Source organism: Cellulomonas olei, assembly GCF_039548315.1.
Taxonomy (GTDB): domain Bacteria; phylum Actinomycetota; class Actinomycetes; order Actinomycetales; family Cellulomonadaceae; genus Cellulomonas.
In genome coordinates, this window is record NZ_JBCLVN010000028.1 from 67,508 (window position 1) to 87,535 (window position 20,028).

The 20,028-nt window shown below is 76.3% G+C and carries 19 protein-coding genes; 9 read left to right on the top strand and 10 right to left on the bottom strand.

What is annotated here, in order from left to right:
* Nucleotides 1–109: 109 nt before the first annotated feature.
* Both AAHH18_RS10560 and AAHH18_RS10565 read right to left on the bottom strand, forming a co-directional pair.
* The gene (locus tag AAHH18_RS10560) at nt 110–1,456 is read right to left on the bottom strand and encodes a TadA family conjugal transfer-associated ATPase (RefSeq protein WP_343301585.1); all 1,347 of its coding nucleotides are present in this window, start codon (nt 1,454–1,456) and stop codon (nt 110–112) included.
* The gene (locus AAHH18_RS10565; protein WP_343301586.1) at nt 1,453–2,283 is read right to left on the bottom strand and encodes a CpaE-like family protein; all 831 of its coding nucleotides are present in this window, start codon (nt 2,281–2,283) and stop codon (nt 1,453–1,455) included. The genes AAHH18_RS10560 and AAHH18_RS10565 overlap by 4 nt, the downstream gene beginning before the upstream one ends.
* A 141-nt stretch (nt 2,284–2,424) precedes the next feature.
* Between AAHH18_RS10565 and AAHH18_RS10570 the strand changes: the two genes are divergently transcribed.
* Nucleotides 2,425–3,378, top strand: a complete 954-nt coding sequence (locus AAHH18_RS10570) for an HAD family hydrolase (protein ID WP_343301587.1) — start codon at nt 2,425–2,427, stop codon at nt 3,376–3,378.
* Between the two features lie 306 nt (nt 3,379–3,684).
* Nucleotides 3,685–4,509, top strand: a complete 825-nt coding sequence (locus AAHH18_RS10575; RefSeq protein ID WP_343301588.1) for a TetR/AcrR family transcriptional regulator — start codon at nt 3,685–3,687, stop codon at nt 4,507–4,509.
* A gap of 60 nt (nt 4,510–4,569) precedes the next feature.
* Here AAHH18_RS10575 and AAHH18_RS10580 read toward each other — a convergent pair whose 3' ends face one another.
* From AAHH18_RS10580 to AAHH18_RS10600, 5 genes are read right to left on the bottom strand one after another with little or no spacing between them, the layout of a single operon-like run.
* A complete protein-coding gene (locus AAHH18_RS10580) occupies nt 4,570–4,854 on the bottom strand; it encodes a ferredoxin family protein (protein WP_343301589.1) in 285 nt (94 codons plus the stop codon).
* The gene (locus tag AAHH18_RS10585; RefSeq protein ID WP_343301590.1) at nt 4,851–6,164 is read right to left on the bottom strand and encodes an FAD-dependent oxidoreductase; all 1,314 of its coding nucleotides are present in this window, start codon (nt 6,162–6,164) and stop codon (nt 4,851–4,853) included. The genes AAHH18_RS10580 and AAHH18_RS10585 overlap by 4 nt, the downstream gene beginning before the upstream one ends.
* Nucleotides 6,165–6,169: 5 nt before the next feature.
* Nucleotides 6,170–7,111: an electron transfer flavoprotein subunit alpha/FixB family protein gene (locus AAHH18_RS10590; RefSeq protein ID WP_343301591.1), complete on the bottom strand. Its 942-nt coding sequence runs from the start codon at nt 7,109–7,111 to the stop codon at nt 6,170–6,172.
* Between the two features lie 35 nt (nt 7,112–7,146).
* Nucleotides 7,147–7,923 carry an electron transfer flavoprotein subunit beta/FixA family protein gene (locus AAHH18_RS10595; protein WP_343301592.1) on the bottom strand — a complete coding sequence of 259 codons (777 nt, stop codon included), beginning with the start codon at nt 7,921–7,923 and terminating at the stop codon, nt 7,147–7,149.
* Nucleotides 7,924–7,968: 45 nt separating this feature from the next.
* Entirely contained in the window at nt 7,969–9,111 is a 1,143-nt protein-coding gene (locus AAHH18_RS10600) for an acyl-CoA dehydrogenase family protein (protein ID WP_343301593.1), read from the bottom strand.
* 243 nt (nt 9,112–9,354) lie between these two features.
* Here AAHH18_RS10600 and AAHH18_RS10605 point away from each other — a divergent pair, with 243 nt between their 5' ends.
* From AAHH18_RS10605 to AAHH18_RS10630, 6 genes are all read left to right on the top strand, one after another.
* Nucleotides 9,355–10,911, top strand: a complete 1,557-nt coding sequence (locus AAHH18_RS10605) for an acyl CoA:acetate/3-ketoacid CoA transferase (RefSeq protein WP_283321728.1) — start codon at nt 9,355–9,357, stop codon at nt 10,909–10,911.
* An 82-nt stretch (nt 10,912–10,993) separates the two neighbouring features.
* Nucleotides 10,994–12,268, top strand: coding sequence for an L-lactate MFS transporter (locus AAHH18_RS10610; protein WP_283321729.1), 1,275 nt, complete (start codon nt 10,994–10,996; stop codon nt 12,266–12,268).
* A gap of 70 nt (nt 12,269–12,338) precedes the next feature.
* A complete protein-coding gene (locus AAHH18_RS10615; RefSeq protein WP_343301594.1) occupies nt 12,339–13,931 on the top strand; it encodes a class I adenylate-forming enzyme family protein in 1,593 nt (530 codons plus the stop codon).
* A gap of 165 nt (nt 13,932–14,096) precedes the next feature.
* Nucleotides 14,097–15,206: an ACR3 family arsenite efflux transporter gene (arsB, locus tag AAHH18_RS10620; RefSeq protein WP_343301595.1), complete on the top strand. Its 1,110-nt coding sequence runs from the start codon at nt 14,097–14,099 to the stop codon at nt 15,204–15,206.
* Complete coding sequence (locus AAHH18_RS10625) at nt 15,203–16,228, top strand: metalloregulator ArsR/SmtB family transcription factor (RefSeq protein ID WP_343301596.1); 1,026 nt, start codon at nt 15,203–15,205, stop codon at nt 16,226–16,228. Before arsB ends, AAHH18_RS10625 begins: the two co-directional genes overlap by 4 nt.
* Before the next feature lie 18 nt (nt 16,229–16,246).
* Nucleotides 16,247–16,666 (top strand): arsenate reductase ArsC, encoded by a 420-nt coding sequence (locus AAHH18_RS10630; RefSeq protein WP_283321733.1) that lies wholly within the window; start codon nt 16,247–16,249, stop codon nt 16,664–16,666.
* A 64-nt stretch (nt 16,667–16,730) separates the two neighbouring features.
* On the opposite strand, the gene AAHH18_RS10635 is transcribed toward AAHH18_RS10630, so the two are convergent.
* Both AAHH18_RS10635 and arsM read right to left on the bottom strand, forming a co-directional pair.
* Nucleotides 16,731–16,928, bottom strand: coding sequence for a hypothetical protein (locus AAHH18_RS10635; RefSeq protein ID WP_343301597.1), 198 nt, complete (start codon nt 16,926–16,928; stop codon nt 16,731–16,733).
* Nucleotides 16,928–17,755 carry an arsenite methyltransferase gene (arsM, locus tag AAHH18_RS10640; protein ID WP_343301598.1) on the bottom strand — a complete coding sequence of 276 codons (828 nt, stop codon included), beginning with the start codon at nt 17,753–17,755 and terminating at the stop codon, nt 16,928–16,930. Before arsM ends, AAHH18_RS10635 begins: the two co-directional genes overlap by 1 nt.
* 106 nt (nt 17,756–17,861) lie before the next feature.
* On the opposite strand from arsM, the gene AAHH18_RS10645 reads away from it, so the two are divergent.
* The gene (locus AAHH18_RS10645; protein WP_283321746.1) at nt 17,862–18,245 is read left to right on the top strand and encodes an ArsR/SmtB family transcription factor; all 384 of its coding nucleotides are present in this window, start codon (nt 17,862–17,864) and stop codon (nt 18,243–18,245) included.
* A gap of 21 nt (nt 18,246–18,266) precedes the next feature.
* Here AAHH18_RS10645 and AAHH18_RS10650 read toward each other — a convergent pair whose 3' ends face one another.
* Entirely contained in the window at nt 18,267–19,118 is an 852-nt protein-coding gene (locus AAHH18_RS10650) for a Fic family protein (protein WP_343301599.1), read from the bottom strand.
* Nucleotides 19,119–20,028 lie beyond the last annotated feature (910 nt).

Sequence of the window (20,028 nt, forward strand, 5' to 3'; positions counted from 1 at the left end):
GGTGCCGCCGCTGCGCGCGGCAGTGCACGGCGGCGCGTCCGTCCCGCGGGGGGCGTCACGAGGACCACCGCGAGGAGCACGAGGAGCGCGGGTGCCGCCGCCCGCGAGATCACGACGGCCGCCGGCGCGCGCGCAGGGTCCCCTCGGGGCCGAGGTGCGCCGAGGGCGGTGCCGGAGCGGGCGGCGACGGCACGAGCGCTGCCGGCACGGGCGCAGGCGGCGGGGGCGGCGACGGCTCGGGCGCTACCGGCACGGGCGCCCGACCCGCGCCCGCTGCCGACGACCGGGCGGCCACGCGTGCCGCGAGCGCCTCCCACCCGGGACCGGCGCTCACGGCCCCGTCCGGGTCGACGAGGACCGCGGTCCGCACCACCAGCCCCTCGGCGCCCTCCCTCTCGACCACCCCGATCTCCGCGACCCGGCGCCGGCCGGCGTCGCGCCGCAGGTGCACCACGGCGTGGAACGCGCTGACAGCCTGGGCCGCGAGGGCGGCGCGCCCGAGCCCGGCGGACGCACCGAGCGCCTCGAGCCGGGCGGGCACATCCGCCGCCGTGTTGGCGTGCACGGTGGTGCAGCCGCCGTCGTGCCCGGTGTTGAGCGCGCTGAGCACCTCGCGGATCTCGACGCCCCGGCACTCCCCCAGCACGACGCGGTCCGGCCGCATGCGCAGCGACTCGCGGACCAGGTCGGCGAGGTCGACCCCACCGGCGTGCTCGACGTTCGGACGGCGGGCGAGCAGGCGGACCACGTGCGGGTGGCGGGGCGCGAGCTCGCCGGCCTCCTCGACGCACACGATCCGCTCGCCGTGGTCGGCCAGCGAGAGCAGCGTCGACAGCAGGGTCGTCTTGCCCGTGCCCGTCGCGCCGGACACGAGCAGGTTGGCCCGCACCCGCACGAGGCGGTGGAGCAGCTCGCCCACGGGCGCGGCCACCGTGCCGGACGCCACCAGCTCCGGCAGGGTGAACGCCCGCGGACGCACCGTGCGCAGGGACAGCAGCGTGCAGCCGTCCGCGACCGGGGGCAGCACCGCGTGGAGCCGCGTCCCGTCGGGCAGCCGCGCGTCCACAGCAGGGCGCGCGTCGTCGAGGCGCTGGCCGCCCGCCGCCGCGAGGCGCACGGCGAGCTCCCGCACCCGGCCGGGGTCGCCCAGCGACAGCGGGACGCGCACGAGGTGCCCGCGGCGCTCGACCCAGACCTCCTCGGGTCCGTTGACGAGCACGTCGGTCACGTCGGGGTCGTCGAGCAGCGGCTGCAGGGCGCCGGCCCCGAGGATCTCGGCGCGCACCACGGGCCCCAGCTCCGCGAGCGCGGCGCTGCCGAGGACGCGCCCGCAGTCCCGCAGCGCGCGGTCCACCGCGGCGGGGTCCACCGGTGCGCCGGTCTCGGCGAGCCGTCGCCGCACGGCGGCCACCAGGCCGGCGAGGTCGACGGCTGCGGGCGCCGCGGGTCCGGTCACGGGAGTCGCGCCAGCACCCGGGCGACCGCCCGCTCCGCGGACCGGCCGAGCACCGGCCCGGCACCGTGGTCGACCGCGGCGGCCAGGCTCCTGACGTGCGGCAGCGTCCCGACCAGCGGCAGCCCGACGGCTGCGGCGAGCTCCGTGGCGCCGAGACCCCCCGGGGCCCGGCCGCACGCGACGAGCCCGACGCGCGGGACGCGGTCCCGCAGCACCAGGTGCAGCAGGCGGGCGCCAGCGGCTCCGGGCACGTCGCGCGGGACGGCGAGCAGCACGCGGTCGCACACATCGAGGGCGCCGGCCGGCTCGCCCCCCGGTCCCGCGCCGAGGAGCGCCGCCCTGTCGAGGTCCAGCACCACCGACGGGAACGCGCGTGCCAGCGCGTCGAGCACGTCGAGCAGCACACCGGGCGCCGGGGCGCCGGGGCGCGCGTCGTCGGCGGCCAGCACGGCGCACCGGCCCCACCGGACGAGGCCGGCGGCCAGCGGTCCCGGGTCGACGGCCCCGCGGGCGCCGGCCAGGTCGGGCCACCGCAGCCCGGGGGCGGCCTCGACGCCGAGCACCGTGTCGACCGACGGCCCCGGCCCCGCCTGGACCAGGACGGCCGGTGCGCGCCGGGCCAGGCGCCGCGCGAGGGCCGCGGCGAGCACGGTCGCCCCGGCTCCGCCCCGGGCACCGAGCACGCCCACCACCCCGGCCCCGCGCTGCCCGCCCGGCGGTGGCCCCGCCCGGCCGGCCGGCACCGCCTCACCCCGCCGGCGCGACAGCACCCGGGCGCGCCCGCCCGGCGGCGCTCCCCGTGGCCCGACCTCCTGCACGACCGTCACCTGCCACCTCCTCGGGGCCAGGGTGTCGTCGGGGAGGCGCGGCCCGGCGGGGTCGAGCCGACGCGCTGGGGACGGCGCAGCCCGCGCCGTCCTGTGGAGGGCCCGGCGCCTGGTTAGGCTCGGGCGAGGAGGCCCCACCCGATGAGCGAGGACCACGCGGCACCGGAGCCCGACGCCCCCGCGCCGGGCGGTGCCCCACCGGACGACACGCCCCTGCCCGACAGGCCCGAGGCCCGGACGACGGAGCGCGGGAGCGCCCCGGGCCTGCGCCCCGCCGCGTTCTTCGACCTGGACAAGACGATCATCGCGACGTCCGCGGCCACCGCGTTCGCCCGGCCGTTCCTGGCCGGTGGGCTGCTCAGCCGCGGCGCGATGCTCCGGTCCGCCGGCGCGCAGATCGCGTTCCTGCTGGGCAGCGCCACGGAGGGCCGCACGGAGAAGGTCCGCGCGCAGCTCTCCGCGATGGTGGCCGGCTGGGACGTGGCGCAGGTGTCGGCGATCGTCGCCGCGTCCGTGCACGACGCGATCGACCCGGTGCTCTACGCCGAGGCGCTGGAGCTGATCGAGCAGCACCACGCGGCGGGCCACGACGTCGTGGTGGTGTCCGCCTCGAGCGAGGAGCTGGTGCGCCCGGTCGCCGCGCTCGTGGGCGCCGACGAGGTGATCGCCAGCCGGATGGCCGTGCGGGACGGGCGGTACACCGGTGAGATCGCCTTCTACGCCTACGGGGCGGCGAAGGCGGACGCGATGCGCGACCTGGCGGCCCGCCGGGGGTACGACCTCGAGCGGTCGTCCGCCTACACGGACTCCGCGACGGACGCCCCGATGCTCGCCGCCGTGGGCCACGGCGCCGTGGTGAACCCCGACCGGGCGCTGGCGCGCCTGGCGGCCGCCGAGGGCTGGACGGCGCTGCGCTTCCGGCGCCACGTGCCGGTGGGGGCCCGGCGCCGGCCGGTGGTGCTGCGCCAGCTCACGGGGGCCGCCGGCCCGCGTGCGGAGCTCGTCGGGGTCCTCCTGGCCGGGGTGCTCCTGGTCGCCGCCGTGGCGGGGCAGTGGGTCCTCCGACGCGCCCGGCGTCCGGCTCCCGGACGCTGATCTCGCGATGCGGGCGCCCTGGCGCTCCGACCTGGGACTTCGCCGCCGGGCCTTCCCCCGGACCGCACCGTGAGGTGTGATGGCGTCACAACTGAACGACCCGAGGGAACCCACGCGCGATCCGTCCACGCATAGGACGCGTCGAACGGGCTGGACCCGCCTCGACTGACACCCTGCACGCCTGATACCCCTCGCGGTCGCTCGTTCGGCAACGGCGTCCTCCGGGGCGCCGTTGTCCGGTCCGGCCCCCGTCGAGCACGTGGACCCCCGCGCCATCCGGCGTCACGGGAGGACTACCCTCCTGGGGTGACCGACCAGGACGACCAGCGCCCGCCGGGGCGCCCCCGGTCGCCCGACCTCGAGCAGCGCGCGCTCGCTGCCGTGCTCGACGTGTTCGCCGAGAAGGGCTGGACCGGGCTCTCGATCGCCGAGGTCGCGGCGCGCGCCCGCGTGGGCAAGTCCTCGCTGTACCTGCGCTGGCCGAACAAGACCGCCCTGCTCGCGGACGCGCTCCGCCAGGTCCAGGACACCCCGCACGCCCCGGGTGCCGACGCCCCGGGCGCCGCCGGGACGACCGCCCCCGACGCCGCGCCACTCGCGGACCCGCCGGCGGGCCACGCGACCCCCGCGCCCGACGCAACCCTTGACCCGGCACCCGACGCGACCCCCGACGACCGCGCCGCCACGTCCCCCGCGACGACGCCCCCCGGTGCCGCCGCGCCCGACGCCGTCCCGGGCTCCCTGCGCGACTACCTCGTCGCGCACGCCCAGCGCCGCGCGGACCTCTACCTCGGTAAGGACGGCCTGGCGATGCTGCGCCTCTACGTCGAGGCGCGCGCGTTCCCGGTGCCGCTGGCGGAGGTGCGCCACGAGGCGATCACCCGGTTCGTGCTGAGCGAGCGGCAGCGCGTCGAGCAGGCCATCGACGAGGAGGAGCTGCCGCCGGGCACCTCCGTGGTGCACCTGCTGGACGCCATCGAGGGGTCGGTGCTCATGCACGTGCTGGTCACGCCGCCGCACCTCATCGACCGGGTCCGGTCGACGCTGCCGGCGTACCTGGAGCGCATGGTGGACCTGCAGCTCGCAGCAGCGGGCGCGGGCCCTGGACCAGGACCCGCGCCCGCTGCGTGATCGTCCGGCACCGCCCTCCGGGGCGGCACCCCTGCCGCCGCCCCGGGAGGCGGCGGACCGTCAGCCCTCCCGGAAGGACACCCCGAACCCGCCGCGCGGGTAGCGCCACATGAGCGCGCCGGGGGCCGCGACGGCCAGGCAGGTGCCGCACTCCAGGCAGGCGGCGTACTCGACGTCGATCTGCCCGTCCCGCTCCGAGTACACCCCGGCGGGGCAGACCGCGATGATCCGCTTGCCCGTGCCGGTGGTCCGGCAGAGCTCCTGGTCGACGACGATGTGGGACTCCTCCTCGTCGACCTCGTACCGGTTGGCTCCGAGCCGCTCCGGGATCGTCTGCGCCTTCACAGGGCACGCACCCCCGCCCATCCGTCGCTGAGCACCGCCTTGAGCCCGATCCCGGAGCGCCCGAGGGCGGTCCGGGCGACGGCCGCGAGGTGCTTGCGCGGCGTGGTGTCGAGGCTGAACACGTCGTGGAACAGGTCGGCGGCGAGCTCGCCGTACGCCCCGTACATGCGGGGGCGCTCGAGGAACTTCGGCGCCTTCGCGTAGGTCCGCAGGTCCTTGCCGACGAAGCCCTCGTCGAGGCGCCGCCGGTAGCCGGCCAGCCCTCCGGCGCTGACGTCGCCCGACCGGATCGCCTCCGCGACGGCCGCGCCCGCGGCGATGCCGGAGCCGATGGCCAGGTCCATGCCGCGGACGGTGAGCCCGGAGTTGATCGTCAGCCCCGCGGCGTCGCCGACGACGACGAGGCCGTCGGCCGCGAGCGTGCCGAGCATGTCGAGCCCGCCCTCGGCCACCAGGTGGGAGCCGTACTCCACGATCTCCCCGTCCCGCAGGTAGGGCGCGAGACCGGGGTGCTCCACGAGGTGGTCGAAGATCCCGGCCGCCGTGTGGCCGGACGCCACGAGGTCGTCGAGCCGGAGCACGACGCCGACGGACAGCGACTCGGCGTTCGTGTAGAGGAACGCCCCGCCGCCGACGCCGCGGGTGCAGTCGCCGACCAGCGCGTGGGCGGCGCCCTCGTCGCCGGTGAGGCCGAACCGGTCCTCGATGACGGTACGCGGCAGCCGGACGACCGCCTTGACGCCGACCGCGAGGTGGTTGAGCGGCTCCTTGTCCCGCAGGCCGGCCTCGCGGGCGAGGAACGAGTTGACCCCGTCCGCCGCCACGACCACGCGGGCGCGCAGCTCGTCCTCGCCGGCGCGGACGCCGACGACGCGCTTGCCGCCGGGCCCGGTGCCGGGCTCGGTGAGCAGCTCGTCGACCCGGACGCCGGGCATGACGTAGGCCCCGGCCTCCTCGGCGCGCTCGGCGAGCCACGGGTCGAACTTCGCGCGGAGCACGGTGACGGCGTTCACGGGCTCGGACAGGCGCTGCGACGAGTAGTCGAGCGACACGGCGGAGTCCGGGGTGAGGAACGTCGTGACGTGCCGGGTGATCCGGCGCTCCACGGGCGCCTGGTCGGCGAACCCGGGGAACACCTGGTCGAGGACGCGCCCGTAGAGCACGCCGCCGGACAGGTTCTTGGCCCCGGGGGCCTCGCCGCGCTCGATGAGCGCGACGGACAGCCCCTCGGACGCCAGCTGGTGCGCGGTGACGGAGCCGGCCGGGCCGGCCCCCACCACCACGACGTCGAAGTCGGGCTCGTCGGCCATGGTGCTCAGGCCTCCAGCGCCGCGGCGAGCGCGGGCAGGACGGCGTAGAGGTCGCCGACGACGCCGTGGTCGCACTGGGCGAACACCGGGGCGTCCGGGTCGGAGTTGATCGCGACGACGACCTTGGCGCCGGCGACGCCGACCATGTGCTGCACCTGGCCGGAGATGCCCGCGGCCACGTACAGGTCGGGGGCGACGTGCTGCCCGGAGATGCCGATGTAGCGGTCCTTGGTCAGCCAGTCGTGGCCCTCGGCGAGCGGCCGCGAGCACGCGACCTCGCCGCCGAGCGCCGCGGCGAGCCGCTCCACGATCGCGAGGTCCTCGCGGGCCTTGAGGCCGCGGCCGATGCCGACGACCACGCGGGCGCCGCCCAGGTCGACGGCCTCGCGCCCGGAGGCGCGCTCCTCGCGGACCCGCACGGCGGCCGACGGGGCCGCACCGGCCTCCTCGACGGCGACGGGTGCGACCGGCTCGGAGGACCCGCCGGCCGCGACGGTCAGGACGGCCGGGCCGCCCGTGACGCGCTCGGTGCGCACCGCGATGCCGCCGTGCACGTCGCGCTGCACGACGACCGCGCCGTCCTCGAGCGTCACCTCGGTGACGCCGGTGAGGACCGGCGCGCCGCAGCGGGCGGCGACCGCGCCGGCGAGCGCGCGCCCGCCGTCACGGGCCGGGGCCACGACCAGCCGCGGCGCGGCCTGCGCGACCGCGTCGGCCACCGCGCCGGCCCACGCCTCGGCGGGCGCGCCCTCGGCGTCGCCCAGCCACAGCACCCGGTCGACGCCGGACGCGGCGACCGCGTCGGCCACCGGCCGCGCACCGACCACCACGGCGGTGACCGTGGCGCCCGGGGTCTGCGACGCGGCGGCACGGGCCACCGCGACAGGGCCCGCGACCGCCGCGTCGCCGTCCACCAGCACCAGGACGTCCTGCGTGCTCTCGTTCATCGTCTCTGCTCCTTCTGGCTGCAAGCGTCCGGCGGTCACAGCGCGCCGGCGGCGCGCAGCGCGTCGACCAGCTCGGCGGCCGCGGCAGCCGGGTCGGCGGTGGTGATGACGTTCCGGCCGCGCGCGCTGGGCGCCGGCCGGGAGGAGCCGACGACCTCGGTGACGGCACCCGGGGCGGGCACGTCGAGGTCGGCCAGCGCGAGCACGTCGGTCGGCTTCTTGGCGGCGCCGAGGATGTCCTTCATCCCGGGGACGCGCGGCACGACGGCGTCGGCGGCGACGGCCAGCACGGCCGGGCCGGTGACGTCGAGCACCTGCACGCCGCGGTCGGTGGCGCGCTCGACGACGAGCCCGCCGTCGGCGGCCTGCACGTCGCCGACGTTGCCGATCCCCGGCCAGCCGAGGTGCCCGGCCAGCGTCATCGGGACCTGGCGGTCGCCGTTGTCGACGGACTCCGGGCCGGTGACGACGACGTCGACGTCCCCGATGGCGCGCACGGCGGCGGCGAGCACCGCGGCGGTGGCCGTGCTGCCGGCGCCGGCGAGGGCGTCGTCGGCGACCAGCGCGAGGCGCTCCGGCCCGCGGGACAGGGCGGCCTTGCGGGCCAGCGGGGTGTCGGACGACGCCGGGCCGACGGACAGCGCGACGACCTCGCCGCCGGTGGCGTCCGCGAGGCGGCGGGCGACCTCGAACGCGACGGGGTCGTGCTCGCTCACGGCGCCCTTGGCGCGGCTCCAGTCGACGGTGCCGTCCGGGCGCACCTCGGCGTCCTGGGGGTTCGGCGCCCACTTGTAGGCGACGACGATCTTCATGGGGTTCTCCTCCGGCAGGCGGTGGTCGGTGGGGTCAGCGGGTGCTCAGCTGTGGTCCTTGACGATCTGCCGGCCGGCGATGTGGACCATGATCTCGTCGGTGCCGCCGCCGAACCGGTGGCCGCGGATGTCCCGCCACAGGCGCGAGACGCGGGTGCCGACGGTGACGCCGACGCCGCCGAAGATCTGCATCGCCTCGTCGGCGACCTCGAACGCGGCCATCGCGCAGTAGCGCTTGCACAGCGCGCCCTGGCTCTTGAGCGGCACGTCCTGGTCGAGCATCCACGCGGTCTTCAGCACGAAGTTCCGCATGTTCTCGATCTTGATCGCCATGTCGGTCAGCTTCTGCTGGATGAGCTGGAACTGGCCGATCGGCTTGCCGAACTGCACGCGCTGGGCGGCGTAGGTGGCGGCGTCCTCGAACGCGCACTCCGCCAGGCCCCAGCACTGCGAGGCGATGACGAGGCGCTCCATCTCGAAGTTGCGCATGAGCTGCTTGAAGCCGGCGCCCTTGACGCCGACCAGGCAGGACTCGGGCAGCGTGACGTCGTCGAGGAAGATCTCGCAGGAGTCGGAGATGTGCCAGACGATCTTCTCGAGCCGGTTCGTGGAGACGCCCGGCGCGTCCATCGGCACCAGGTACATCGAGATCGCGGCGCGCGGGTCCGGCACCGACGGGTCCTTCGCCATGAGCAGCAGGTACTTGGACTGCAGGGCGTTGGTGATGAGGGTCTTGGTGCCGTTGAAGGTCACCATGCCGTCGTGGTGGACGGCGGTGGTCGCCATCGCGGAGTTGTCCGAGCCGGCGCCCGGCTCGGTGAACCCGAGCGCGAACGGCACGTCGCCGTCGGCCAGCAGGCCGAGGATCTCCTGCTTCTGCTCCTCGTTGCCGAACTCGAGGATGTCCATGGCCTGGAGCAGCTCGAGGCCGTAGCCGTTGTTGAAGCCCTGGCGGGCGACGCGCGCGGCGAGCAGCACGAGCGTGGTGGCGTCGACGGGGGTGCCGCCGTACTCCTCGGGGAAGCCCAGCGAGGCGAAGCCGGCCTCGTGCAGGGCCTTGCGGAACGACGTCGGCGGCGTGTGCGTCGCGTCGAGCTCCGCGATGTACGACTCGGGGCACTCGCGCTCGAGCAGGTCGTCGAGGCTCGAGAGCAGGAGCTCCTGCTCGTCCGTCAGGCCGAAGTCCATGGTGCTGCACCCTCCTGGTGGTGGCGCCGGCGCGTCGTCGCGACCGGGGATGGACGGGCTCGCGGCCCGCGCTGGATCCATCGTGGGCCGGGCGCGGTCCCCCGTCCGGGGACCATCGTCCCAATTACCGACTGCTGCCGTCCGAAACTGTCCGACGGCCGCGGGGACGATGGTCCCAATTACCGACTGCCCCGGTCCGAAATAGTCGGCGATGCAGCGTCCTGCCGACGAAGGAGTCCGCCCGTGGCCCAGATCATCACTGCCGAGGAAGCCGCCGCCCTGATCCCGGACGGCGCGACCGTCGCCCTGTCCGGCTTCGGCCTGTCGTGCGTGAACGAGGAGACGATGGCCGCCGTCGAGCGGCGGTTCCTCGCGACCGGGGCGCCGAGCGCCCTGCACGTCGTGCACGCCAGCGCGGTCGGCAACCGCCGCGACAAGGGCATGAGCCACTGGGGCCACCGCGGCCTGGTGAAGCGCTGGATGGGCGGCATCGCGATCGCCTCCCCCGCGTTCGCGCAGCTCATCTCCGAGGACGCCGTCGAGGCCTACAACCTCCCGCAGGGCGTCATCACCCAGCTCTACCGCGAGATCGCCGCGCACCGCCCGGGCGTCGTCACGAAGGTCGGCCTGGGCACGTTCGTCGACCCGCGGGTCGAGGGCGCGCGGATGTCCGCCTGCACCACCGAGGACTACGTCCAGGTGGTCGAGCTCGCAGGCGAGGAGTGGCTGTTCTACCCCTCCTTCCCGATCCAGGTCGGCCTGATCCGCGGCACCGTGGCGGACACCCACGGCAACCTCACGATGAGCAAGGAGGGCCTCAAGATGGAGGTCCTGCCCATCGCGCAGGCCGTGCACAACTCCGGCGGCATCGTGATCGCGCAGGTCGAGTCCGTGGCCGAGGCCGGCTCGCTCGACCCCAACGACGTCAAGGTCCCCGGCCTGCTCGTCGACTACCTCGTGGTCTCGGAGCCGGAGAACCACTTCCAGACCGAGAACACCCACTACAACCCGTCGTTCTCGGGCCAGCTGCGCGTGCCGCTGTCGAGCGTCGCGTCGATCCCCCTCGGCGAGCGCAAGGTGATCGCGCGCCGCGCGGCCATGGAGCTGCGCCGCGGCGCCGTGCTCAACCTCGGCGTCGGCATCCCCTGCGACGTCGGCTCGGTCACCGCCGAGGAGGGCGTCAGCGACCTGATCCTGGGGACCACCGAGGCCGGCGCGGTCGGCGGCGTGCCCGCGGGCCTCAAGGACTTCGGCCACTCCTGGAACCCCGAGGCCCTGGTCGACCACCACGCGCAGTTCGACTTCTACGACGGCGGCGGCCTCGACGTCGCCGTGCTCGGCCTCGCGCAGACCGATGCGCACGGCAACGTCAACGTCTCCAAGTTCGGCAGCCGCGTCGCGGGCTGCGGCGGGTTCATCAACATCTCGCAGTCCGCCCGCACGCTGGTGTTCGCCGGCACGTTCACGGCCGGGGGCCTCGAGACCGAGGTCGTCGACGGCACCCTGCGCATCGTCACCGAGGGCCGGGCCCGCAAGTTCCTGGCCGACGTCGAGCAGATCACGTTCTCCGGGCAGGTCGCCGCGAAGGCCGGGCAGCGCGTGCTGTACGTGACCGAGCGCGCCGTGCTCGAGCTGCGCGACGGGCGCATGACGGTCACCGAGGTCGCCCCCGGGATCGACCTGCAGCGCGACGTGCTCGACCAGATGGACTTCGTCCCCGACGTCGCCGAGGACCTGCGGACCATGCCCGCCGGCCTGTTCTCCGAGAAGTGGGGCGGGCTGGCCGACATCGTCGGCTGACCCGGCCCCGGGCACCACGCCCCCGCACCACCCGCACCACCTCTCCCGCGTCAACCGCTCTCGCCGGAAAGGCACACCCCCCATGACCTCGACGACGTCGTCGCCCCCCACCATCAACCGCTGGGCCGTGCTCTGGTCCTCCGTCGCCGTGCTCATGTGCACCGGCGCGATCTACGCGTTCTCCGTGCTCGCCGGCCCGCTCAGCGCGGCGCACGGCTGGACCATGCCGCAGGTGATGATGGCCTTCACCATCAACGCGGCCGTCGGCCCGATCCCGATGATCGTGGGCGGCATCCTCACCGACCGCGGCTGGACCCGCTGGCTCGTGCTGGTCGGCGGCCTCATGTTCGCCTCCGGCTTCGCGCTGACCGGCGCGGCCACCTCGCTCACCGCCCTGTACCTGTCCTACGGCGTGCTCGCCGGCCTCGGCCAGGGCCTGGCGTACTCCGGCTGCCTCGGCAACACGATGAAGCTGTTCCCGGACCGCCGCGGCATGGCGGCCGGCCTCATCACCGGCGGCATGGGCGCGGCGTCCGTGATCGCGGCGCCCGTCGCCAACGCGATCATCGCCGGCCCGGGCGTGCGCTCGGCGTTCGTGTGGATGGGCGCCGTCTACGCGGTCGTCGTCGTCATCGCGTCGTTCTTCCTGCGGGCCGCGCCCGTCGGGTACGCCCCCGCCGGCTGGACGCCGCCCGCCGGCCGCCCCGCGCTCGCGGTGACCTGGAAGCGCACGCTGGCCACGCCGGCGTTCTGGGCGATCTTCGTCATGATGGCGTTCGGCGCGTTCTCCGGCCTCATGATCGCGTCCAACGCGTCGCCGATCGGCCAGAACATGTTCGGCCTCACCGCGGCGACCGCCGCCGTGTTCGTGTCGGTCTACTCCGCCTGCAACGCCCTGGGCCGCGTGGTGTGGGGCGCCGTCTCCGACCGCCTCGGCTACACCACCGCGCTGACGATCATCTACGGCGTCGTGGCGCTCTGCCTGCTGGTCCTCGTGACCGTCGGCTCGACCGTCGGCTTCGCGATCGGCATCATCGGCCTGGGTCTGTGCTTCGGTGGTGTCATGGGCGTCTTCCCGGCACTGACGATGACCAACTTCGGCCCGCGGTACCAGGGCGTGAACTACGCGATGGTCTTCGTCGCCTACTCGGTGTCGGCGTTCTTCGCGCCGCGCCTGGCGTCGGGCATGGCGGCCGAGCGCGACGGCGACTTCACCGTCCCGTTCGTCATCGCCATCGTCCTCGCCGTGATCGGCGTCGGACTGGCCACCCTGTTCCGCCGCATCCAGCGCAGCCACCTCGAGCGGATGTCCGCGGCCACCCCGGCCCCGGCGCCCGCCCCCGCCGTGGCCCGCTGACCTGATGGACCCGGCCGGCCCGGCCCCCACCCCCGTGGGCCGGGCCGGCCGTCCCGCACCCGGAGGACCGATGCACGTCGACCTGAGCACCGCCGCGGCGCTCGAGCAGGTCGCTGCGCACCAGCCCGCCACGCCGAGCCTCGTCTACGGCACGGTGACCACCTCCGCCGGCGACCTCGCGCGGCAGGTCCGCACGCTCGCGGCGGCGCTCGCCCGGGCCGGGGTCGCGCCGGGCGACCGGGTGGTGCACGTCGGCCGCAACAGCGCCTCGCTGCTGCTGACCGTCCTGGCGTGCGCACCGCTGCGCGCGGTGGCCGTCCCGCTCGGCTTCCGCAGCGCACCCGCCGAGCTCGCGGTGCTGCTCGACCGGTGCGAGCCCCGCGCCGTGGTCGCCGAGCCGGCCCACGTCGAGGCCGTGGTGGCCTGGCGGGGCGGCCCGGACGTCGTGCGCGTGCAGGTCGACGACGACCCCCTCGCCGGCACCCCGGTCGCGGTGGACGGCTCCTGGCAGCGGTGGTCGGCGCTGCTCGCGGGCGACGACCCCGGCACGACCGGCGGGGCCCGCCCCGATGACGCCGCGCTGCTGCTGTTCACCTCCGGCTCCTCGGGCCGGCCCAAGGGCGTCGTCCTCACGCACGCCAACCTGTGGTGGAGCGCCGTCGGCGCGGACGCCGCGTTCCGGACGGGCCGCGGCGGCACGACGCTCGCGGTCGCCCCGATGTCGCACATCGGCGGGCTGAACGGCCTCACGCTCCGCACGCTCGCCACCGGTGGCCGGGCGGTCGTCCGCCGGGCCTTCGACGCCGACGACGTGCTGCACGACATCGCACGCCACCGCGTCGCGTCGCTGTTCGGGGTCCCGGCGATGTACGCGGCGCTGGCCCGCTCGCCGTGGTTCGACTCCCTCGACCTGACCAGCCTGCGCACGGCGCTGGTCGGCGGCGCCCCGCTCCCCGGGTCGCTGCTGCGCCGGTTCCTCGACCGCGGCGTCCCGCTCCAGCAGTCGTGGGGCATGACCGAGACCGCGCCGGCGTGCACGTGCGTGCCGCGCGACCGGGTCCGTGACCGCGGCACCACCGTCGGGCTGCCCCTCGCGCACATCCGGCTGCGGCTGGTCGACCCGGCCACGGGCGCCGACGTCGACGAGCCCGGCGCCCCCGGGGAGCTCTGGGTGTCCGGGCCGCAGGTCACGAGCGGCTACTGGCGCGACCCCGACGCGACGGCGCGGGCGTTCCCGGAGCCCGGCTGGCTGCGCACCGGTGACGTGGCGGTCCGGGACGCCGACGGCAGCTACCGCATCCGCGGCCGGATCGGCGACGTCATCAACACCGGCGGCGAGAAGGTGCACCCCGCCGAGGTCGAGGCCGCGCTCGAGGGCGGTCCGGGCGTCGGGGCGTGCGCGGTCGTCGGCCTGCCGGACGACGTGTGGGGCGAGACGGTCACCGCCGTCGTCGTCCCGGCGCCGGGCACCGTCCCGGACCTGGCGGAGCTGCGGGAGCACGCGGCGCGCGTCATCGGCCGGCACAAGCTGCCGCGGCGGCTGGTGCTGGTGGCGGAGCTGCCGACGACGGGCACCGGCAAGGTGGACCGGGCGCAGGTCCGCGCCCTGGCGTCCGTCGCGGACGCCGAGCAGGTGCCGGCGTACACGCAGCGGGAGCACTGACCGCCGGGAGCACTGACCGCCGGGAGCGCTGACCGCCCGGGGCCTGCGCACGTCTGCTCCGCACGCGCGCGTCCCGCCGGTTCCCTCTTGTATCGACATGTGTCAACATAGAGACATGTCGAACCAGAGCGTCCGCGTCCTCACCGCCGCCGCGGCGGCCACCCGATGAGCGCGCCGCAGCCCGACCTGACGGCGACGCGGGGCCGGCTGTCGACGCTCGACCGGTGGCTGCCGGCGTGGATCGGCCTCGCCATGGTCGGCGGTCTCGCGCTCGGGCGGTTCGTCCCGGCGCTGGGCGACCTGCTGGCCGACCTGGAGGTCGGCGGGATCTCCCTGCCGATCGCGCTCGGCCTGCTGGTGATGATGTACCCGGTGCTGGCCAAGGTCCGCTACGACCGCGTCGCCGCGGTCACCGGTGACACGCGGCTCCTGGTGAGCTCGCTCGCGCTGAACTGGGTGGTCGGGCCGGCGCTGATGTTCGCCCTGGCGTGGGTCTTCCTGCCCGACCTGCCCGAGTACCGCACCGGGCTGATCGTCGTGGGCCTGGCGCGCTGCATCGCGATGGTCGTCATCTGGAACGACCTCGCGTGCGGGGACCGCGAGGCGGCCGCGGTGCTGGTCGCGATCAACTCGGTGTTCCAGGTCGTGGCGTTCTCGCTGCTCGGCTGGTTCTACCTGGGCGTGCTGCCGGGCTGGCTCGGCCTGGACACCGACGGGCTGGACGTCTCGATCGGGCAGATCGCCGTCAACGTGCTGGTGTTCCTCGGCGTCCCGCTGGCCGCCGGGTTCGCGTCGCGGCGGATCGGCGAGCGCAGCCGCGGGCGCGACTGGTACGAGGAGCGCTTCGTGCCGCGCATCGGGCCGTGGGCGCTCTACGGGTTGCTGTTCACGATCGTGCTGCTCTTCGCGCTGCAGGGCGACGCCGTGACCTCGCGGCCGCTGGACGTGGCGCGGATCGCGCTGCCCCTGCTCGTGTACTTCGCCGTGATGTGGGGCGTCGGCATGGTCGCGGGCCGCAGCCTCGGCCTGGGGTACGCCCGCTCGACCACGCTGGCCTTCACCGCGGCGGGCAACAACTTCGAGCTCGCGATCGCCGTCGCGATCGGCACGTTCGGCGCCACCTCCGGCCAGGCGCTGGCCGGGGTCGTCGGCCCGCTCATCGAGGTCCCGGTCCTGGTCGGCCTCGTCTACGTCAGCCTGTGGGCCGGCCGGCGCTGGTTCACCGGAACGGCTCGTCCCGCCACCACCACCGCACCGCAGGAGGTCCGCTCATGACCACGACGACACCCCGCGCCGCCGCCGACGAGGACTGCGCCCCGCAGCCCTCGCCTGCCGACCACGCGATGGGCCTGGACGCCGCGACGCAGGTCGCCGGCACGCTCAAGGTCCTCGGGGACCCGCTGCGCCTGCGGATGCTGTCGCTGATCGCGACCTCCCCGACCGGCGAGGCGTGCGTGTGCGACCTGGCGACGGTCGCCGACGTCTCCCAGCCGACCGTGTCGCACCACCTGAAGCTGCTCAAGGACGTCGGGCTGCTGACCTCCGAGCGGCGCGGGACCTGGGTCTACTACCGGGTGCAGCCCGCGCTGCGCGGCGCCGTCACCACCCTGCTGGACTCGTTCGCACCCGCGGCGGCCGAGGCGGCGCGCCTCGCACCGCTGACCGGGCTGACCGACGCCGAGACCGCCCTGACCCGGATCGCGGACCGGCTGGCCGCCGCGTTCCCCGACCGCGACCCCGCGGCGGTGCTGACCGTCGTCCGCGAGTCCTACACCGCCCTGGCGCGGTCCTCCGCGGTCCGGTCGCACCTGGTGGTCAACACCGAGCGGTTCGCCCGGCAGCGCCTCACCGACGCCGCCCGCGCCCTGGCCGCGGCGCAGACCTCGCACCGCCCCCAGGTCCTGTTCGTGTGCGTCGCCAACGCCGGACGGTCCCAGCTGGCCGCCGCCCTCCTGCACCACTACGCCGGCGACGCCGTCGTCGTGCGGTCCGCGGGCTCGGCACCCGCCGGCGAGGTGCACCCCGGGGTCCGCCCGCTGCTCGCCGAGCTCGAGGCCGACGCGGAGGCGTTCCCGAAGCCGCTGACCGACGACGCCGTCCGCGCCGCCGACGTCGTCATCACCATGGGCTGCGGCGACACCTGCCCGGTCCTGCCCGGCAAGCGCTACGAGGACTGGGTCGTCGGCGACCCGGCCCTGGCCTCCGACACCGGGGTGCGCGCGATCCGCGACGAGATCGACCGCCGCGTGCGCGCCCTGCTCGCCGACCTGCTGCCCGACCTGACCGTCCCCGCCTGACCCTCCGAGGAGACCCCCGTGAACGACGCCACCAAGCCCTCCGCCCTGTTCGTCTGCGTGCACAACGCCGGCCGCTCCCAGATGGCCGCCGGCTACCTGCGGCACCTGTCCGGCGGCGCCGTCGAGGTCCGCTCCGCCGGCTCGATGCCCGCCGAGCAGATCAACCCGGTCGCCGTGGAGGCGATGCTCGAGGAGGGCATCGACATCCGCGCCGAGCGCCCCAAGGTCCTCACGACGGACGCGGTGAAGGCGTCCGACGTCGTCATCACGATGGGCTGCGGCGACGCCTGCCCGATCTTCCCCGGCAAGCGCTACGAGGACTGGGCGCTGGAGGACCCGGCCGGTCAGGGCATCGAGTCGGTCCGCCCGATCCGCGACGAGATCCGCCGCCGCGTCCTCGTGCTGCTCGACGAGCTCGGCGTGCAGCCGGTCGCCTGACGCAGGCCCGGCGCGGAGCCGGGGACCGGGCGCGTCCGGCCCGGTGCCCGGCCCGCTCCGTCCGTCACGCGGGGCAGCAGGCTGCCGCCGGGCGCCCGCGCCCGGCCACCCGCTCCGCCAGCAGGGTCGCCGCGGCCCGCAGCCGCCGCCGGGCGCGCACCACGCAGCCCGGGCACTCCCGCGCCCGGCGCCGCAGCTCGGCGTCGCGCACGACCTCCCGCTCGTGCTGGCGGTAGGCGGTCAGGGACAGGTCGGGGTGCATCACGCCTCCCCGGGCTGCTCGGGCTTGCGGGCGCGCACCACGGCGCCGTGCATGCCGTCCGCCACCGGGTGCGTGAACGTGACCTCGGCGTCGACGAAGCCCGCCGCCGCCAGGCCGCTCAGGTACTCCGCACGGGAGAGGGCACCGGCGATGCAGCCGACGTACGACCCTCGCTCCGCGCGCTGCTCGGGCGTGAGGTGGTCCTCGGCGACGACGTCGGAGATGCCGACCCGCCCACCGGGCGCGAGCACGCGGAACGCCTCCGCCAGCACCGCGGGCTTGTCGGGCGACAGGTTGACCACGCAGTTGGAGATGACGACGTCCACCGACGCGTCGTCGAGCGGCAGGTCCTCGATCGTGCCGCGGCGGAACTCGACGTTGGTCGCCCCGGCCCTCTCGGCGTTGGCGCGGGCCAGCGCGAGCATCTCGTCGGTCATGTCGACGCCGTAGGCGAAGCCGGTGGGCCCGACGCGCCGGGCGGAGAGCAGCACGTCGATGCCGCCGCCCGACCCGAGGTCCAGCACCCGCTCGCCCTCGCGCAGCTCGGCCACGACCAGCGGGTTCCCGCAGCCGAGCGAGGCCGCGAGCGCCTCCGGCGGCACCGCGGCGGCGTCCTCGGCGGCGTAGAGCGCCGAGCCGAACCTGTCGTCGACGACGACGTCCTGCGGCCCGCAGCACCCGACCGCGTCCGTCGCGGCCGTCGCGGCCGTTGCGCCCGTCGCGGTCGTCGCGCCCGTCGCGCCCCCGCAGCAACCGGCGTCCCCGCTGCCCTGCATCGCCGCGAGCGCGTACCGCGCCCGCACCTGCTCCCGGATGTCCTGCACCATGACTCCTCCTCCGTCCCATCGACGTGTGTCGATGGCTGGAGTGTGGCGCGAGAGATCGACCACTGTCAATATCGACGTCGGTCGATCGGTGAACTACGATCGGGGCATGGCCCTGGACCTGCTCCCCGTCGCCGCCGGCCCCACCACCCGCGCGGGCGCGTGCTGCACCCCGGTCACCGGCGCGCCGATGGACGCCGAGGACGCGGAGCGCACCGCCCGCACCCTCAAGGCGCTCGCCGACCCGGCCCGCCTGCGGCTGCTGTCGATCATCGCCGCGCACGAGGGCGGCGAGGCGTGCGTCTGCGACCTCACCGAGCCCGTCGGGCTGTCGCAGCCGACCGTGTCGCACCACCTGAAGGTGCTGACCGAGGCGGGCTTCGTCACCCGCGAGAAGCGCGGCGTCTGGGCGTACTACACGCTGGTCCCGGAGGCGGTCACCGACCTCACCGGGCACCTCGGGGCGCACCTGGCGGGCGCGCCGGCCGCCTGAGACGACTCGAGGACGCCGGGCTCAGACCGCCCCGAGCCGCCCCGCCAGCACCGCGTCGGCGACCGCGCGCCCCTCGTCCGCCCCGCGCACGACCGCGTCGGCGCAGCCGACCAGCCAGGCGGCGACCCCGTCGGGCGTCCCCGTCGCGAACCGCGCCGCCGCCGCCAGGTAGGGCTGCAGACCCGCCTCGCAGACGACCTCGGGCACCACGGCTCCCGTCGGGTCGAGGCCGCGGGTCGTCAGCAGCAGCCGGGCCGCCGCGCGGGCGACCACCCCGTTGCCCGCCGCGAACGGCCGCAGTGCGAGGAGCTCCCCGTGCGCGACCGCGGCGACCACGAGCCCCGGCGCGCGGGTCGCGGTGACGGTGCGCGTCAGCAGGGCGAGCCGCTCGGCGACCTCGCCCCCGTCGGGTGCCGGTCCGAGACCGCCCAGGTCCCGCGGCGCGACCCCGGCCCCGCGCACCCGCCCCAGGTCCTCGTCGGGCAGCCACCCGGCCCCCGCCGCGGCGTGCAGGCGCGCCAGGACGTGACCGAGCGGCGGCAGCGTCGCCGCCGACGGGCCGCCGAGGTCGGGGCGCCACGTCGCCGCCAGCACCGTGGCCCGCAGCGAGCCGCCCGCGAGCCGCAGCGCCCCGTCGCCGGCGTCCGCCCCGGACCCCGTCGCCAGCGCGCGCACCGCGCTGAGCGGGACCGGGGCGCCGTCCACCGCCGCGCTCGCACGCGCCGCCCGCAGGTCCGCCTCCGCCCGCACCTCGCGCCACCGGCGCCGGAACGCCTCGTGCCAGCGCAGCTCCTCGCACGCGACCCGCGCCCGGTCCACGGCGTCCCGCACGCCGGGCAGGTCCAGCAGGGGCACGAGGAGGTCGCCGGTCACGGGGCCACCCTACGAACCCCCGGACGGGACCTCGGCCCGGGCCGGGGGCCGGGGCGCGGGGACCGCTGGGCGGACCGCCCGTCCACCCGCGCCGCGCCCCCGCACCCGCGCCGCGCCCGCCCGCGCAGCGCCCCGCACCCGCGCCGCGCCCCGCACCCCGCGCCGCACCCGCTCGCCCGCACCACGCAGGGCCCGCGCGTGACCACCGACTGTCCCGCGCGCCCGCAGCCCCCTCCCACGCGCACGCTGCGCCACCGAGATACCAGGACACGCCGGGCGGGCGGCCGCGCCCCCGGGCGTGTCCTGACATCTCAGCGCGACGAGAGCGCGAGAGCGGACCACGCGAGGAGCGCGGGGAGCGCCGGGAGCGCGGGGGCACGCACGCCCGCAGCCCCCTCCCACGCGCGCCCTCCGCCACCGAGATACCAGGACACGCCGGGCGACCGGCCGCGCCCCCGGGCGTGCCCTGACATCTCAGCGCGACGAGAGCGCGAGAGCGGCCCACGCGAGGAGCGCGGGGAGCGCCGGGAGCACGGGGGCACGCACGCCCGCAGCCCCCTCCCACGCGCGCGCTCCGCCACCGAGATACCAGGACACGCGGGGCGACCGGCCGCGCCCCCGGGCGTGTCCTGACATCTCAGCGCGACGAGAGCGCGAGAGGGGACTACGCGGGGAGCGCGAGGAGCGCGAGGGCGCGAGGAGCGCGAGGGCGCGAGGAGCGCGAGGAGCGCGGGGGCACGCGCGCCCGCAGGCCCCTCCCGCGCGAACCCTCCGCCACCGAGAAACCAGGACACGCCGGGTGGCCGGCCGCGACCCCGGGCGTGTCCTGGCATCTCGGCGCGACGAGAGTGCGAGAGGGGCTGCGCGGGGAGCGCGCGGAGAGCGCGAGGGAGGCCTCGGGGCGCGGGTG